Genomic DNA, 15334 nt, shown 5'->3' on the forward strand with positions numbered 1-15334 from the left:
ACGCCCCTCCAGAACAAGGTTCAGTATCTGTGCTCTCTTCGCTTCTCGCTCGGTCAAATGTAGTCCTCTCATGGACTGACATATTCACTGAGCAGTTACCTACTGACAATATCACTGAGCAAAGACAATGCGCCGAGAAACGATTGACAATTTCCCTGCGCCAAACATAAGCTGCTATGGACTTCTACGGCTGCAAGGCCGCGATTACAGGCAAATCAATGGCCCGAGGCATTATCAAGAAGGCAGTAGACACGGTAACCTTCCCTGGGAGGGCGCTGCTGCTGATCAACGACGACGGGGTTGGGCTTTCGTCGCTCAGGACGGAGCGGTTCGATTACGTAGCCCGGAATGTACAGGGGTACTGCCTGGACGTTGGGTGCGGGGAGCATAACCTGTTCGTGACGCGGTGGCTCAGCGGCAACGGCAAGGGAATCGACGTTTTCCCTTATGACGGGCTGACGGCTGAGAACATTGTGGAGGACATGAGCCGGTTCCCGTTCCCGGACGGGACGTTCAAGACGGCGACGTTCATTGCGAACATCAACCACATCCCGGAGCCGATGCGGGACGTGGAGCTTGCCGAGGCGTACCGGTGCCTGGCGCCGGGCGGGAACGTGGTTGTGACGATGGGCAACCCCGTTGCCGAGGTTCTCGTCCACAAGTACATCTTCCTCCAGAGCAAGGTGCTCGGCGCCAAGTTCGAGGACACTGAGCGTGGCATGCACGAAGACGAGGAGTTCTACCTGAAGGACTCCGAGATCAAAGCTCGCCTGGCCAAAGCCGGGTTTACCGGTATCAAGAAGAAGCGGTTCATGACGCAGTGGGGCCTGAACCACCTTTTTCTCGGCTGGAAGAGGTAAAGGAGCGGCGACAGGGCCGGTTTATGACACAGACAGCGGACTTGAAGACTAGGTCGAATGCTCGCTCCACGGGACCCGAATCTATGAAGACGGACCGCCTCAAGCTATCGGTCATCATCCCCGTTTACAATGAGGAGACGACGATCTCCGAGGTGATCGACAAGGTCAAGCGCGTTGACCTGGGCGATATCGACAAGGAGATAATCGTTGCCGACGACGGCTCGACCGACCAGACAAGCACAATCGTCAAAAAGAAGTTCGAGACTCTCGAGGTCACGAAGGTCTACACGTCGCTCATTAACCTGGGCAAGGGCGCGGCGGTCCGCTTCGGGCTGGACTACGCAACGGGCGACCTGATTATCATCCAGGATGCAGACCTCGAGCTCGATCCCAACGAGTACACGCGCTTGCTTAAGCCGATCCTGGACGGCGAGACGGACGTGGTCTACGGCTCGCGGTTCCTTGGAAAAAAGAACCGGAACATCCCCTTCATCAGCCGCCAGGCCAACCGCTTTCTCACCACGCTGGGAAATGTGCTCTTCGGCGGGAAGCTCACGGATATGGAAACGGCTTACAAAGTGTTCCGCCGTGACGTGATCAAGAGCGTGCGATTGAGGACGGTCGGCTTCGACATCGAGGCCGAGATAACAGCGAAGCTGCTCAAGAAGGGGTACAAAATCAAAGAGGTGCCGATCTCTTACAACCCGAGAACGGCGGAACAAGGGAAGAAGATCTCCTGGATTGACGGCGTTGAGACTATCTACACGCTGCTTAAGTGCCGCTTTTCGAACAGGTAGACACTGATGGCTTTACTGAAACTCCCCACCAGGAAACGCACCATGTCAGTATTGCTGATGGCCTCCGTAGTAGCGATCATACTCGTGGCCGGCCAGACTTCGTTGAAGTACGGGCTAAACCGGACAGGCGGCATCACGGGCGGGTCCTTCACCAGCATTGAAACGTGGGCCAAAGTGCTCTTCTCGCCGTTCGTTATCGTGGGCTTCGCGCTGTACGGCGCAGCCTCGCTCCTGTGGCTTCGGGTGCTCACTGAGCAGGAGCTAAGCCTCGCATATCCTTTCATCAGCCTCAGCTATGCGGCATCCCTCCTGATTGGCCGCGTGGTATTCCACGACGACCTCTCGCTGCTGCGCATCGTCGGCGTGGGAATCATCGTCTTCGGCGCATTCATCGTTTCCCGCAGCTAGCGCTTCGCCCACAAGGTCCGTATCCGCGTAGCAACATCCGCCAGGCAGGCGGCCGCGAAGACGATAATCAGCGTGTCCACCGGGAACCGGAACCTGGGCGATCCCCAGAACGGCAGCGTCATCATGAAGGCGAAAGCGATGGTCGCAGTAAGCGGCCATGATAGCCGCCACCGATGGAGCAATGCCGACCCCACGAACAGCACCAGCACCGGCCCGAAGAACACCCACATCACGATGTCATTGAACGTGAGAGACGGGTCGTACGGGTCCGGGCGCGGCGTCCAGAAGTTCTTTGCCCTGTTCAGGACCGGCGCCGGCAGGAGCCGCCAGTTTCGCTTGATCTCATCAATCGCCCAGCCCTGACTCACGGCGTCGGCCTCCGCCTCCGGCAGCAACGAAAGGTAGGCCACGTCATCGGGATCGCCCACGTAAAACATTCCGGCCTGCACGAGCGGATGCGTGAGATCGCCGTTGCAGATCCAGAGAACGATGCCGCCGGCACTGTGTACGGGCATGAAGACGCCGTGCTCAACGTAGTTCCGGACAGTCCAAGGTGCGATGACCGCGATGAACGCCGTCAGCCCCAGCGCCCACTGCCTCGCGCTCCATCGCCATTGGACGCCCTTTAGCCGCGACATCGCTGCCTGGGCCGCTACAACGAATAGCGGGAAGAACAGGAATGCCGGCCTGTTGAGAGCGGCGGCGGCCCACACCGCTCCCGTCGCGGCGGCAGCCCAGCCTCTGCCCGTTTTGCCCGCCACGACGAACGACAGCACGGACGCCACGGCGAGCAGTGCGGCGAGATTCTCAGTCAGCGCCTTGTTGGCGTAGTACACGGCCGGAGGGTAGACCGCCCAGGCGGCGGCGGAGAGCATCGCTACGGCCGCGCGCCCGGGGAGAAGCTCGCGAACCAGCAAGAAGACGAGCGGCGCGACGAGGGAGGCGATCAGCAGGCTGACCGCCCGCGCGACGCCCTCGTGCGGCCCGGCGACGGCGTATGCTGCGACTAGCACTGCGGGAAAGACCGGAGGAAGGAACGACTTCCTGCCGGCGTAGTCCTGCCACCCGTTTCCTTCCACGAAAGACTCGGCGACGCTGTGGTATGCCTGCTCATCCCCTTCCAGCGGATAGTCCGTCCCAACCACCACGACGAAATACCCCAACCGCACAACGATCGAGAGTACGGCAAGTGCAATGAGCAGCAGGGCCATATTGCGCCGTGTGGGCGCGGCTACGGCGGCGTACAGCCGTTCCATGCCCGGCTACCGCGCCGTCCAGCCGAGATCGATAGCGTACGAGGCGCCGGTGATCGAGCGCGCCTCATCCGACGCCAGGAACCGCGCGAGGCCGGCGATCTCTTCAGGCTCGATCATTCGCTTGATCGCGGCAGGCTCGAGCATTATCTTCCGAACGACCTCCTCCGGAGTGATGCCGAAGGTCTTCGCCTGCGACTCCAGCTGTGCCTCCACAAGGGGCGTGCGGGTGTAGCCGGGGCAGATGGCGTTCACTGTGATCCCGAACTCGCCCACCTCCAGCGCGACGGTCTTTGTGAGGCCCACGATGCCGTGCTTGGCGGCGTTGTACGCGGATTTGTAGGGACTGGCAACCAGTCCGTGGATGGACGCCATGTTGATGATGCGTCCCCACTTCTGCGCCTTCATGCCGGGGACGACGTACTTTGTGAGCTGGAACGGCGCGACGAGCATCACCTGCACCATCTGCGCCCACACCTCTTCCGGGAACTCGTCCACGGGCGCGACGTTCTGATAGCCGGCATTGTTGACCAGGATGTCTACCCTGCCCTCCAGCCCGACGGCCTTCTTCGCAAGCTGCCTCGTCTCCTCCATGTCCGCCAGGTTGGCCTTGATAAACGCGCCCTTCAGGTCGTTCGCCACCGCAACGCCCTCGTCGCGCATGTCGTTGACGATTACCTTCGCGCCGCTAGCTGCGAACCGGGTCGCGATCGCCTTGCCGATGCCGCTCCCGCCGCCTGTGATGAGCGCCACGCGCCCCTTAAGTGATGTGTCCATGGTGTTTAGTTCCCTGAGTAAGGTCGTTCGCGGCACATGATACAGGAAATGCTCGTTTGTGGCCCGCACTTGACAGCCCCGTGGCGCGGGGCTATCGTCTCATCCGAACCATTCGCCCTCAATCCGCAACGCAAGGAGCCATCACGCACATGGCGCAGGCAAAGACGAAGACGGCCGCCACTACCGCCCGGCAGTCGCCGCCCGACTACCGGATTATCTACAACTGGGACGGCGCGCCGCTGGATTACAGCGAGATCCCGTTCACGACGGAGAAGTTCCTGGAGAAAGTTTACGCCATCGCGAAGGACACGCAGGTCGGCGCGATGTTCTGGTGCGTGGGCAGCGAGCACGCCGAATGGCCTTCAAAAAAGATAGAGACGCTGTGGACGGAGGACGGCAAAGGTTACGACTCTGTTCGCAGCATGCGCCACGCGGAGGGCGTCAAAAAGCTGTTCGAGGGGGGCAACAACCCATACCAGGCCATGGTCAAGCGCGGCCACGAGCTGGGGATGGCGGTGTATGCCTCCGTCCGCATGAACGACAACCACTTCTACGGCACGAAGCCGGAGGAGTTCAAGCGGCTCAAAAAGGGGTCCAGGCTCCGCCGGGACCACCCAGAGTGGCTATTGAGCGAAATGCAGGTGCCGGAGCAGCGGGCCATCGGGTCATGGAACATGGCGATCGCAGAGGTACGCGAACACCGGCTGGAGTACATCACAGAGGCCTGCATGCAGGCCGACTGGGACGGCGTGGAGCTCGACTGGCAGCGCCACGCATTCCACGTGCCGGAGAACGACGGGTACCGCCTGCGGTACACTCTCACGGACCTCCAGCGCGCGGTGCGCCGGATGACCGACAAGATCGCGCAGAAGCGCGGGAAGCCATTCTACGTCGCCGCCCGCGTCTCAGCCACGCTGGAGAGCTGCCGGCGCATCGGGTACGACATCGAGGCGTGGGCGAAGGAGGGGCTCTGCGACATCATCATCCCCGCCGGCTGCTCCGGGACGGACCCGGACGTGGAAGTGGAAAAGTTCAAGAAGCTCGTCGAGGGCACCGGCATCAAGGTCTACGCCGGCCTGGACTCCCTGGGCAGGCAGGACGCGAAACGCCTTATCTCCGGCGCGGCGTGGAAGGACGGCTGGGTGCGGGCGGTCGCTGCGGGCGACTGGGACCGCGGCGTGGACGGCATGTACGTGTTCAACTGGCACGGCAATGAGAAGGGCTGGCGGAGCCTGCTGACGACGATCGGCTCCCCCGACACGCTCAAGGGCAAGGACAAGGTGTACGCGGCAATCCACCGCGGGCCGATTGCGCAGGACGAGCCAAAGCGCAACGCGGTGAACGACCGTATTTACGGGGAGACGGCGGTGGCGCTGTACCAGACGTTCGCGGGAGAAGGCCCGCGCTTCCAAGTGCGCGTGCACGACGACGTGGCAGCGGAGTCGAAGGCCGGCAAGCTAAAGTCCACCGAGCTGCACATCGAAATCGAGCACTTCTCCAGTAACGGCGACAAGGTGGACGTGTGGCTGGACGGCAAAAAGATAGGCGAGCCGAAGGTCCGGGACGTCGCCGCTGAGGACGCCGGAAATCCATCGGACGTCTCCGAGAACAAGTGGCTGGTGTGGTCACTGACGCCGGAGCAGGCGTCGAAGGGCACGCACGTCATCAAGGCCGTGTACGCCGGCCGCGACCCCAGGATGAAGAAGCCCATGGTCATCAGCCACGTGGAGATCATGGTGTTTTACAAGTAGTCATAAGGCACCCCGAGCTTCCGTGAGCCGACTCCCGAAGGCCGAAGAATGTGTAGTGGACATCAGGAAGATCACGCGCTATCTCCTGTTACCGGACCACGAGGTTTGAGGTTCCAAAGCTGACTTCTTTGGTCGCTTCGGATTCAAGCCAGAGCACCCCGAAGTGCTTCGAGCAGCGCTGAGAAATCACGGGCGCCTCAACACCGTAAGACGCACGGTGCCTTCCCAACACGGTATGATCTATTTGGTGGAAGGGTTTCTGGAAACGCCGGATGGGCGCTCGCCATTTATCAGAAGTGTATGGATGATTAATTCTGGAACCACAGTGCCGCGTTTGATATCCGCATATCCCTTACAGGAGGGTAAGCGTGAAACTTCAGGAGCATGAAAGAGCGGTCCTGACCGAGGATATCCCCGGCGAGGGACTGAAGGCCGGCGATCTGGGTACGATAATTCACGTCCATGGCGATGGCATTGCCTATGTGCTTGAGTTCTTCAGTGTCGAAGGCGATACCGTAGCCATTGCCACGGCAGAAGCATCCCAGGTACGGCCTGTCGAGCGGGACGAGATCAACCACATCCGCAAAATGGAATCGGCCGCATAACCCGAAACAGGAATCGATTCGCCATGGTCACCAAACCCAAGCTGCGCGTCGCAATCATAGGCGGGGGCCGCATCGGCGGGCTGCTTGAAGACGAGACGCCTCCCAACCGCTTCCGCAAGCCGCATGGTCACTTCGCCGCGTACCAGACGGTGCCGGACGTGCAGGTCGTCGCCGTCGCGCAGCGCAGCCCCGAGCGCGCGGAGATGTTCAAGAAGCGCTGGGGCATCTCCAACGTGTACACGGACTACCGGCAGATGATCGAAAAAGAGAGGCCGGACATCGTCAGCGTGACCACGCAGGCAATCTACAAGGCGGAGATCATAGTCCACGCGGCGGAGCACGGCGTGAAGGGCATCTTCGCCGAGAAGGCGCTGTGCTGCTCCCTGGAAGAGGCGGACCGCATCTACGCCGCCCTTAAGAAGAACAAGGTCGCCTTTAACTACGGCGCGGAGAGGCGACAGCACGACGGCTACCAGCGCCTCCGCGAGGCCATCGCCAAGGGCGACATCGGCGAGCCGAAGTACGCCTTCTGCTTCTGGCTGTCGGACCTGATGAAGCACCACTCGCACTCACTCGACACGATATCGTTCCTGCTCGGCGACCCCAAACCGGTCTGGTGCGAGGGCAAGCTCATCCTCAAGGGAGACGCGCTGGACCCCGGCAACCGCATGGGCCCGCGCGAGGGGGCAGGCATGACGCAGCGCCCGCTACCCATGCCGACGCTCGACACGAAGAGCCGCAAGTTCATCGCGCCCGAGGGCATGCCGTTCGCCGACCCGTACCTGGACTTCTCTCGCATTGGCTACGACAACGGCACGGAGGCGTTCATATTCCCGCTCAGCCGCGCGACGGATTTCGAAGTGCACGGCACCGAGGGGCGCGCCTTCTCGTGGGACGACGGGCAGGACATCCGCGTCCGGAGCGTGAGCAAGAAGAAGGGCGGCGGCGACGTCGTGGAAAAAACGATACGCCCGAGCGGCCTCAGCCCAACCGTCAACACGATCAAGGACCTGGTGAGGGAGCTGCAGACGGGCGAGCGCACCAAGGGCAACATAGACGTAACGATGCAGGGGCTGGAAGCGGAGTTCGGCCTTGCTTACTCCCACATTGAAGGCAACAAGCGCATCCCTCTGCCTGTCAAGGACAGAAGCCTTTACATCCCGAACCATTAAGGATTTGTCTGCAGACCACCCAGATTTTCTTGGCAACCGGACTGCTGGGGTAAAATATCGGTAGAGGCGTCTGTGAGGTACGTGAAATGACGACAACCGATATTGCGAAGACGGTGCACGAAAAACGGGAGGAGATCCTCAGGATCGCCGCGAAGCACGGCGCATACAATGTGCGCATATTCGGTTCGGTGGCGCGCGGCGACGCAGGCCCTGACAGCGATGTGGATTTCCTGATTGACTACGGCCCGAACACCAGCCCGTGGTTTCCGGGCGGCCTGATTGCAGACTTGCAGGATCTTTTGGGCAGGAATGTGGACGTGGTCACGGAGAAGGGCCTTCACAGGCTGGTCAAAGACCGCGTGCTGGCAGAAGCCGTTCCCCTGTGAAGGGCCACGACGACCCGCTCTACCTTGACCATATCCTCGAATGCATAAGCCGAGTCGAGGAGGATATGGCCGTCGGCCATGCGGAATTCAGTGCCTCACGCCTTCGCCAGGACGCCGTCCTCCGCAATCTCCAGATAATGGCGGAGTCCACCCAGCGGCTATCCGACGAGATCAAGGCAACCCAGCCCAAGATTCCATGGCGACAAATCGCCGGGCTGAGAAACCGCCTCACACACGGTTACATGGAATTGGACCTAGAGCTAATAGCGCGAATCTCGGAGAACCACTTGCCCTCCCTCAAGGCGGCAGTTATGGAGATGATAAATCGTTCAGGCCGGTAACCCTCGGATGTCGCCGGTTGGACCCAATTCACTTCCCCGCCCTGAAGCTGTAGAGATGCGAGTCCTTCATGTTGAACACCAGCCGGATGGTCCTCCCTGCCAGGTCGTTCAGGCTGCGCTCGCCCGGCCATTTGACTACCGCTGAGTCAGTCGTGATGCGGCACGGCGCGTTGCCGTCGAACTTCGCCTTATTGTCGCCGGAAAACTCCGGCAAGGGCGTATTGCCGGCATCCCATACCTCCACAAGCATGTCGCCGCCGCCCTCCAGCGGGTAGCCGACCAGAGACCTCGTCGTGGAGGCGTTTAGCATCAGGTCGCCGCCGGGCCATACCATCGGCGTCGTGACGACTCTTCCCTGCTTGAATCCCGCAGTGAGAGATGCAAACCGGTCAACCGTGATCTGCGCCATTCCGATGGCAGCATACTGGACGGGGCTTGGCGATTTCGAGTGGTTGTGTGCGCCGCTCCGTCCGCCGAAGTAAATCCTCAACTGGCTACCGGCATGGACCGGCGCGGCAGACGACGGAGACGACCACAAGCGGTTCCACGGGTATTCCTGGCCGATGAACGTTTCGCGCTGCACCGGCCTGCGCCATGTCTCGAAGTCCCGGCTCCACGCGAGCACGATGTCCACGACGTCCGTGTAAGTGTTATACCGCTCAAGCAGCCCCACATACAAATCACTGTACTTGAACGCGACCATCCCATAGAATTCCGTGTCCGGGGGATCGAGCAAGTCTGGACGGACGAGCACCCTGGACCATGACCAGTTGCGAAAGTCCTCGCTTTCGACCATCGCCGCAACACGCGCCCTATACAGATCATAGGTGTCGCCCGGCTTTATCAGCACGACGTACTTGCCGTTCACCTTTTCCCCCACCAGGTGCTTGCGGTCTCCTATTGAGCCGAGGAGAGGCCCAGGCAGGTACTCCCACCGGAAGCCGTCCCTGCTCACTACGCCGAACATCCCCCCTTTGCCGTTCATAAACCGGCGCGCATGGAATATCGCCTTGAAAGGCGCCTCTTTATCGTCCGGGTCATACATAACCGACGGAGTCTGCGTATGCTCAAGAACGATGTTGTTGTGTTTGCTTCCCTCGAACTCCACCGCCCCGACAGTTGGGCGAGTCCATCGTAGCCCATCCTTGCTTTCTGCCACGCAGAGAGCCCGGACCGGCACCGACCTCTCCACGAGGTAGTACATCAAGTAGCGGCCGTCCACTTTAAGGACGGTGCCGTTCATGAGGACCTCAGTGCCCTCCCACGGCATCTCGGGGCGCAGGACCGGCTCCGGGAATACCTCGGGCTTGTGCCACTGGCGGGTGATACGCAGCGTGTCCTCGATCCACAAGTCGTCAAGGAACAACTGGTTCTTTGTCAGGTCCACCCCGGGGTGCGTTCGAGACATCAGTTCCCTCTGATTGAAAACTAAGCCCTAGCGCCGCTGCTTCTGAAGCTGAAAAGGTGGGAGTCTCGCATGTAGAAGACCAGGCGGATGCGACGGCCTGCCAGGTCATTCAGGCTCCGACCGCCGGCAGTGGGGCAACGACCAGCGCCAGCAGGACGATGGCCGAGGCCTCCATCGCGTTCACCTTTAGCATTTGCGCGGTGGTGACCCCTCGGGTGCGGAGCAGGGACGCGCCGGCCTTGCGGCTGGTGTTCAGGAACGAGACCAGCACAGCAAGGGTGTACAGGGTGCACACCAGCATCATTGCCGTCACGAGCAGCAGTGGGATGGAGCTCAGTATGCTCCGCCGCTCGACTCCATCCACAAGGCCCTCCACCTGGCCTGTGGAGACCTGGGATTCAGGAAGCGCTCGCCTGACCTCCCGCTGGAACGCCGCGGTCTTTCGCTTAACCTCAGCCATAGGGGTGCCTTTGAGACGGTCCAGGTCTATCTGCACGGACCACACGGGGTCGACCTGGGGCAAAATTCCGGGATAGGCGGCAGTGATGACGTTTACAGCGTCCGGGAGCGCCAGGTAGACCGGCAAGGGCGGCTCGGTTGGGTCAATGGACACGCCGACAGGGGCGGACTCGCTTATTGACGACGGCCCAATCAGCACGCTGAAGCTGCTCCAGAATGCGTCAGATGGGTCCCGCGCCTCGAAGACGCCCACCACTTCGGCCACGATCACCCTTGCCGCTCCGACGGAAGGCGCGAACGTGATGCGGTCCCCCAGCGCGAGCCCGAACTCCGCGGCGGTGGCTGCCGGTATGGCGGCCTGAACTAACGGCCCGCTGCCGGACTCCACGATGCCGCCGGCAGGCATGCCCCCGGCGACAAAGCGCGCCCTCACCTCCAACCCGGAGACATAGCCCAGGTAACCTCGAGACACCAGTGGAGAATTCGCCGAGCGGTCAGGCAATGGCCGATTGGGGTATCCGGCGAGCAGGGTATCGCTACGAAAGAAGAGTGCGCGGTCGAGGGCGATTTCACCGAGGTTTTGCTCAGTCGCCCGGCCTACCAGGTCCTCGTGGTATGCAAGGGAGTCCTCGGAGAGGTCCATATCGGCGGCCAGGATGCGGTAGTCCAGAGAGCCGCCTGCGAGGCGGTCGACGGCAACGTTGAACGAGAGCTGTTTCAGCGCTGAGAGAAAGACAGGCGCGGCAGTGCCGAGCGCCGTGGCGAAGGCAATTCCGGCAAAGACGCTGGCCACCAGCTTCCAGTCCGCCTGGAAGCGCCTCAAGACCAGCCTGGGGAGTGCGAGTGGCGGCATGCGCGGCTACGCCCCTGAGTGCATCTACCTTTCCGGACACCCGTACCTTATCCCAGCCCACCCTCACACGCAACCGCAATGCGTTCCCGGACCTCCTCGCCTATTCCCAATTCGTAATTCGTAACTCGTAATTTTTTTCCCCACTCCTCCTTGACCCACCCCCGCTCCACCCCGTACCCTGTCACTGGCTGCCCGGCTGCTTCACAGCCCCAGCCCCCAGACCCTAGCCCCCTCCGAAGGAGCCCACATGCCGTACTACACCACCCGCCCGGTCATCATGGGACGGAAAGCCGTTGTGACTTCCGGCCACTACCTGGCTACCGCCGCCGGATTTCGCATCACGGAGCAGGGCGGCAACGCCTTCGACGCCGCTGCTGCAATGGGCATCTGCCTCAATTTGCTTGAGCCCACCAGCAACGGCATTGGCGGCGAGGTGCCCACACTGGTGTACTCCGCGAAGGAAAAGAAGACTTACGCGGTGAGCGGCATGGGCTGGAACGCGAAGGCCTTCACCATCGAATGGTGCCAGAAGAACGGCATCGACCTGATTCCGGGTGACGGCTTCCTCCCCGCCTGCGTCCCCGCCGTTGTCGGCACCTGGGCGCTCATCCTGGCGCGCTTCGGCACGATGGGCATGTCGCAGGTGCTCGCGCCGGCGCTGGACCTCGCCGAGAACGGCTTCGCGATGGACAGGAAGCTGAGCGGAGCGTTAAAGGGCGCGGAGAAGAAGTTCACCCAGCTCTATCCCACAACCGGACAGCTTTACCTGAAGAAGGGCAAGGCGCCCGAGGTCGGCACGATGTTCCGCAATCCCGGCTTCGCATACACGCTCAAAGCGATGTGCAAGGCCGAGGACGGCGCGAAGCACAAGGGCCGCGTCGCGGGCATAGAGGCAGCCCGCGACGCCTTCTACAAGGGCGAGATCGCCGACAAGATGCTTGCCTGGGCCACAACTAACCCCGTAGAGGACGCGAGCGGGAAGGCCCACACTGCCCTGCTCTCCTCCGAGGATCTGGCCGGTTGGCAGGCCGGGCTGGAGTCGCCCTCGACTCTCAGTTACAAGGGGCTCGACGTCCACAAATGCCCGCCGTGGACCCAGGGTCCCGTGTTCCTTCAGCAGCTCGGAATCCTCGAAGGCTACGGCCTCAAGGCGATGGGCCACAACTCGGCAGAGTACCTGCACACTCTCATCGAGTCCGCCAAGCTCGCTTTCGCCGACCGCGAAGCCTATTACGGCGACCCGCAGTTCGATAACGTTCCCATGGACCGGCTGCTCTCGAAGGACTACGCAGCGAAGCGCCGGGAGCTTATCGGCGCGAAAGCGTCCATGGACACGCGCCCCGGCGACGTGGGCCGCGGCATCCCGGACTACACGCTGCGCGCAGTCGCCGACGACAACCGGATGGCGCTGAAGGTCGCCGCGCGGGCCACGAAGGACCTGGGCATCGGCCACGCCCACACCGGCGACACGACGCACCTGGACGCCGTGGACGCGGCCGGCAACATGGTTGCCGCCACGCCCAGCGGCGGGTGGATCGGCACCTCGCCGGTCATTCCGGCGCTCGGCTTCCCTCTCGGGACCAGGGGCCAGATGTTCTACCTGAACCCCAACCGGCCGAACGCGCTCGCGCCTCACAAGCGCCCGCGCGCCACGCTCACGCCCAGCATGGTCACGAGGAACGGCGAGCCCTACATGGCCTTCGGCACGCCGGGCGGAGACAGCCAGGACCAGTGGACTCTCCAGTTCTTCCTGAACTACGCGGAGTTCGGCATGGACATTCAGGAGGCGATGGACGCGCCCACCCTCCACTCCACGCACTTCCCGTCGTCGTTCTACCCGCGCGCCGCCTACCCTGGCCGCGTCGTCTCGGAGGACACCATCCCGGAGAGCGTCCGCGAGGAGCTCAAGAAGCGCGGCCACACCATCGAGCTGACGGAGTTCGGCGCAAACGGCAAGGTCATGGGCATTCGTTTCAACAAGGAGACCGGCGTCATCTCCGGCGGCTGCGCCCCCAAAGGCAACATCGGCTACGCGCTGGGGTGGTAATGGCAGGATGAATCTGCAATCATAGGTAAGAGCGATCATTAGCAACCAGTGAGCCTCATGCGCCCGCGCGCTTGAGCGGAAGCCAGGGAAAGCAGGCCGTTGGGATCCAAGCCAACCCACCCTACGTCGACCGCCGAAGCCGGAGATCCCCAGCCGGCGGGCTGGCGTCGCGCCCTTGGCGGACTGCGCGTCCCTACCTCGGGAATGGACGCTCTCAGCTACGTGGACTTCCGGTGGGTGTGGACCGGCGCGTTCGTCGCCTTCCTTGCGATGAACATGCAGTGGGTCGCCCGGGGCTGGCTGGTCCTTCACCTCTCGGACAACTCCCCGCTCGCCCTCGCGATGGTCATGGCATCGTTCGCCCTCCCGATGACGGTCATCTCCATCGTCGGCGGCGCGCTTTCCGACCGCATACCCCGCAAGTACCTGCTCGTCTACGTGCAGGTCGTGAACGCCGTCGTGACGCTCGGCGTGGCCGTCCTGGACATGACCGGGGCCATCCAGTACTGGCACATCCTCGTGAGCGGACTCATGAACGGCACGCTGATGGCGTTCAACATGCCGAGCCGCCAGGCGATAATCTCGGACATATTGCCGGATGGCAAGCTCATGAGCGGCATCGCGCTTGTCAGTTCAGGGATGAACGCCACGCGCATCGTTGGACCTGCGCTGGCGGGCTTCCTGATCCTGATCATAGGCACCCACGGCGTCTTCGTCCTGATCGCGCTGGCCTACCTGGTCTCCGGGCTTTCGATGGCAAAGCTCAAAACGGGCGACCACTACAAGCCGCGCTCCGGCAAGAGTATGAAAGGCGACATTCTCGCCGGCCTTTCTTACGCCGCGAAGGAGCCGACCCTGCTTAGCCTGCTCGTGATGGCTTTCATTCCTGTGCTCTTCGGCATGTCTTACAATGCGCTGCTGCCTGCGTGGGCAAAGGAGGCGCTGAACATCGAGCCGGACGGGCTGGGGTTGCTGTTCATGGTGATGGGGATAGGGGCGCTCGCAGGCAGCCTGGCGCTGGCGAATATGGGTGGGTTCCGTCGCTGCGGCGCCGTGTTGCTGGCGTCCTGCGTGGCCTGGGGAGTCGCGCTCGCCCTCTTCTCCCAGAGCACGTCATTCATCATCGCCTTGCCTTTGCTGCTGGTGATCGGCTTCATGAGCTCCGTGTACATGGCGCTCAACTCCACTCTCATCCAGCTTTACGCCGCGCCGGAGATGCGCGGCCGCGTCACCAGCATATCGATGATGTCGTTCGGCGCGCTGCCGCTGAGCGCCGTGCCTTTCGGCGCGCTTGCCGAAGGCATAGGCACACCCAACGCCCTCACCCTGAGTGGTATCCTCCTCCTCTGCTTCACAATCGCGTTTGCGCTGCTGCGGCCCGCCTTCCGCAGAATCGCCTGAAAAACAAAACGGCCTCGATAGTTCGGGGCCATTGAAATGCCTTGATTAGCGTCGCAGATTGTCAGGCGGTCGTCTCATCGCCGCACTCCAGCTCGCCACGCCCTTCCACGTCGAGTATCTTGGAGAAGGCCTCGATAATCGCGGATGCGTCATCATCGCTGATGTGGCGCGAGAAGTGCTGCTGGATGCCGCTGATATGGCCGGGAGAGGCTTTCGAATAGACCTCCTTGCCCTTCTCAGTCAGTGTGGCCCAGGTTCCTCGCCGGTCCTCGGCACAGGGCGCGCGCAAGACCAGCCCGGCCTCCTCCATGCGGTCGAAGAGCCTCGTAAGGCCGCTCCGGCTTAGAAGGATGCTCTCCGCCAGCGTCTGCATCCGCAGCCTGCTCTCCGGAGCAGCCCGCAGGTGGCCCAGAATCTCGTACCAGGTCAGCGGCAGCCCCTGGTCGCGGTCCATCTCTTCTTCGAGAGTCCGCACCACGCGGGAATGCGTCTGGAGCAGCGTTTTCCACGCCTCCAGCTTCGTATCGGTCGCTATCCTCTCCACCGTTGCCATAGGGAAATACTACCACAATATAGTTGCACCGACAAATAACATCTTGCTGTCAAGGGGCAGTGAATCTGTCAGTGTTTAGGGTGCAGTGATTTTGTCAGTACGGTTCGTCTCCATGGGTGGTCTGCAGCCGGCTTATGGGCGGTGGACTTAGCCGGATAGGGACTGAGTCCTCTCGCCCGAGGTTTCGGTTGAATTCCGGTGGGAGACTCCTGCGCTTCGGGTTTTGGCTGCTCACCGAGTGAAGATTGGGGATGAGAAAGGTC

Annotated in this window: 15 protein-coding genes; 10 read left to right on the forward strand and 5 right to left on the reverse strand. The window is 62.0% G+C overall.

Annotation, left to right across the window (positions count from 1 at the left end):
* Positions 1 to 176: 176 nt before the first annotated feature.
* From FJ319_12030 to FJ319_12040, 3 genes are all read left to right on the forward strand, one after another.
* Positions 177 to 860, forward strand: coding sequence for a class I SAM-dependent methyltransferase (locus FJ319_12030; GenBank protein MBM3935006.1), 684 nt, complete (start codon positions 177 to 179; stop codon positions 858 to 860).
* Positions 861 to 943: 83 nt separating this feature from the next.
* On the forward strand, positions 944 to 1657 hold the full coding sequence (locus tag FJ319_12035; GenBank protein ID MBM3935007.1) for a glycosyltransferase family 2 protein: 714 nt from the start codon (positions 944 to 946) through the stop codon (positions 1655 to 1657).
* Between the two features lie 42 nt (positions 1658 to 1699).
* A complete protein-coding gene (locus tag FJ319_12040) occupies positions 1700 to 2065 on the forward strand; it encodes a hypothetical protein (GenBank protein ID MBM3935008.1) in 366 nt (121 codons plus the stop codon).
* On the opposite strand, the gene FJ319_12045 is transcribed toward FJ319_12040, so the two are convergent.
* Entirely contained in the window at positions 2062 to 3321 is a 1260-nt protein-coding gene (locus FJ319_12045; GenBank protein ID MBM3935009.1) for a hypothetical protein, read from the reverse strand. The genes FJ319_12040 and FJ319_12045 overlap by 4 nt on opposite strands.
* 6 nt (positions 3322 to 3327) lie before the next feature.
* Positions 3328 to 4095: a 3-hydroxybutyrate dehydrogenase gene (locus tag FJ319_12050; protein ID MBM3935010.1), complete on the reverse strand. Its 768-nt coding sequence runs from the start codon at positions 4093 to 4095 to the stop codon at positions 3328 to 3330.
* A gap of 149 nt (positions 4096 to 4244) precedes the next feature.
* Between FJ319_12050 and FJ319_12055 the strand changes: the two genes are divergently transcribed.
* The 5 genes from FJ319_12055 (at position 4245) to FJ319_12075 (ending at position 8350) form a co-directional block, all read left to right on the forward strand.
* Positions 4245 to 5846, forward strand: a complete 1602-nt coding sequence (locus tag FJ319_12055; protein ID MBM3935011.1) for a hypothetical protein — start codon at positions 4245 to 4247, stop codon at positions 5844 to 5846.
* Positions 5847 to 6214: 368 nt separating this feature from the next.
* Positions 6215 to 6451 carry a DUF4926 domain-containing protein gene (locus FJ319_12060; protein MBM3935012.1) on the forward strand — a complete coding sequence of 79 codons (237 nt, stop codon included), beginning with the start codon at positions 6215 to 6217 and terminating at the stop codon, positions 6449 to 6451.
* Between the two features lie 23 nt (positions 6452 to 6474).
* Entirely contained in the window at positions 6475 to 7623 is a 1149-nt protein-coding gene (locus FJ319_12065; protein MBM3935013.1) for a Gfo/Idh/MocA family oxidoreductase, read from the forward strand.
* 86 nt (positions 7624 to 7709) lie between these two features.
* Positions 7710 to 8009 (forward strand): nucleotidyltransferase family protein, encoded by a 300-nt coding sequence (locus tag FJ319_12070; GenBank protein ID MBM3935014.1) that lies wholly within the window; start codon positions 7710 to 7712, stop codon positions 8007 to 8009.
* The gene (locus tag FJ319_12075; GenBank protein ID MBM3935015.1) at positions 8006 to 8350 is read left to right on the forward strand and encodes a DUF86 domain-containing protein; all 345 of its coding nucleotides are present in this window, start codon (positions 8006 to 8008) and stop codon (positions 8348 to 8350) included. Before FJ319_12070 ends, FJ319_12075 begins: the two co-directional genes overlap by 4 nt.
* A gap of 28 nt (positions 8351 to 8378) precedes the next feature.
* On the opposite strand, the gene FJ319_12080 is transcribed toward FJ319_12075, so the two are convergent.
* Positions 8379 to 9758: a hypothetical protein gene (locus tag FJ319_12080; GenBank protein ID MBM3935016.1), complete on the reverse strand. Its 1380-nt coding sequence runs from the start codon at positions 9756 to 9758 to the stop codon at positions 8379 to 8381.
* Positions 9759 to 9867: 109 nt separating this feature from the next.
* Positions 9868 to 11070 (reverse strand): hypothetical protein, encoded by a 1203-nt coding sequence (locus FJ319_12085; GenBank protein ID MBM3935017.1) that lies wholly within the window; start codon positions 11068 to 11070, stop codon positions 9868 to 9870.
* 247 nt (positions 11071 to 11317) lie between these two features.
* On the opposite strand from FJ319_12085, the gene FJ319_12090 reads away from it, so the two are divergent.
* Positions 11318 to 13117 carry a gamma-glutamyltransferase family protein gene (locus FJ319_12090; protein MBM3935018.1) on the forward strand — a complete coding sequence of 600 codons (1800 nt, stop codon included), beginning with the start codon at positions 11318 to 11320 and terminating at the stop codon, positions 13115 to 13117.
* A 99-nt stretch (positions 13118 to 13216) separates the two neighbouring features.
* Positions 13217 to 14518, forward strand: coding sequence for an MFS transporter (locus FJ319_12095; GenBank protein MBM3935019.1), 1302 nt, complete (start codon positions 13217 to 13219; stop codon positions 14516 to 14518).
* Positions 14519 to 14579: 61 nt separating this feature from the next.
* On the opposite strand, the gene FJ319_12100 is transcribed toward FJ319_12095, so the two are convergent.
* The gene (locus FJ319_12100) at positions 14580 to 15071 is read right to left on the reverse strand and encodes a MarR family transcriptional regulator (GenBank protein ID MBM3935020.1); all 492 of its coding nucleotides are present in this window, start codon (positions 15069 to 15071) and stop codon (positions 14580 to 14582) included.
* Positions 15072 to 15334: the final 263 nt, after the last annotated feature.

This window comes from SAR202 cluster bacterium, from assembly GCA_016872355.1.
GTDB lineage: Bacteria > Chloroflexota > Dehalococcoidia > Lucifugimonadales > VGZY01 > VGZY01.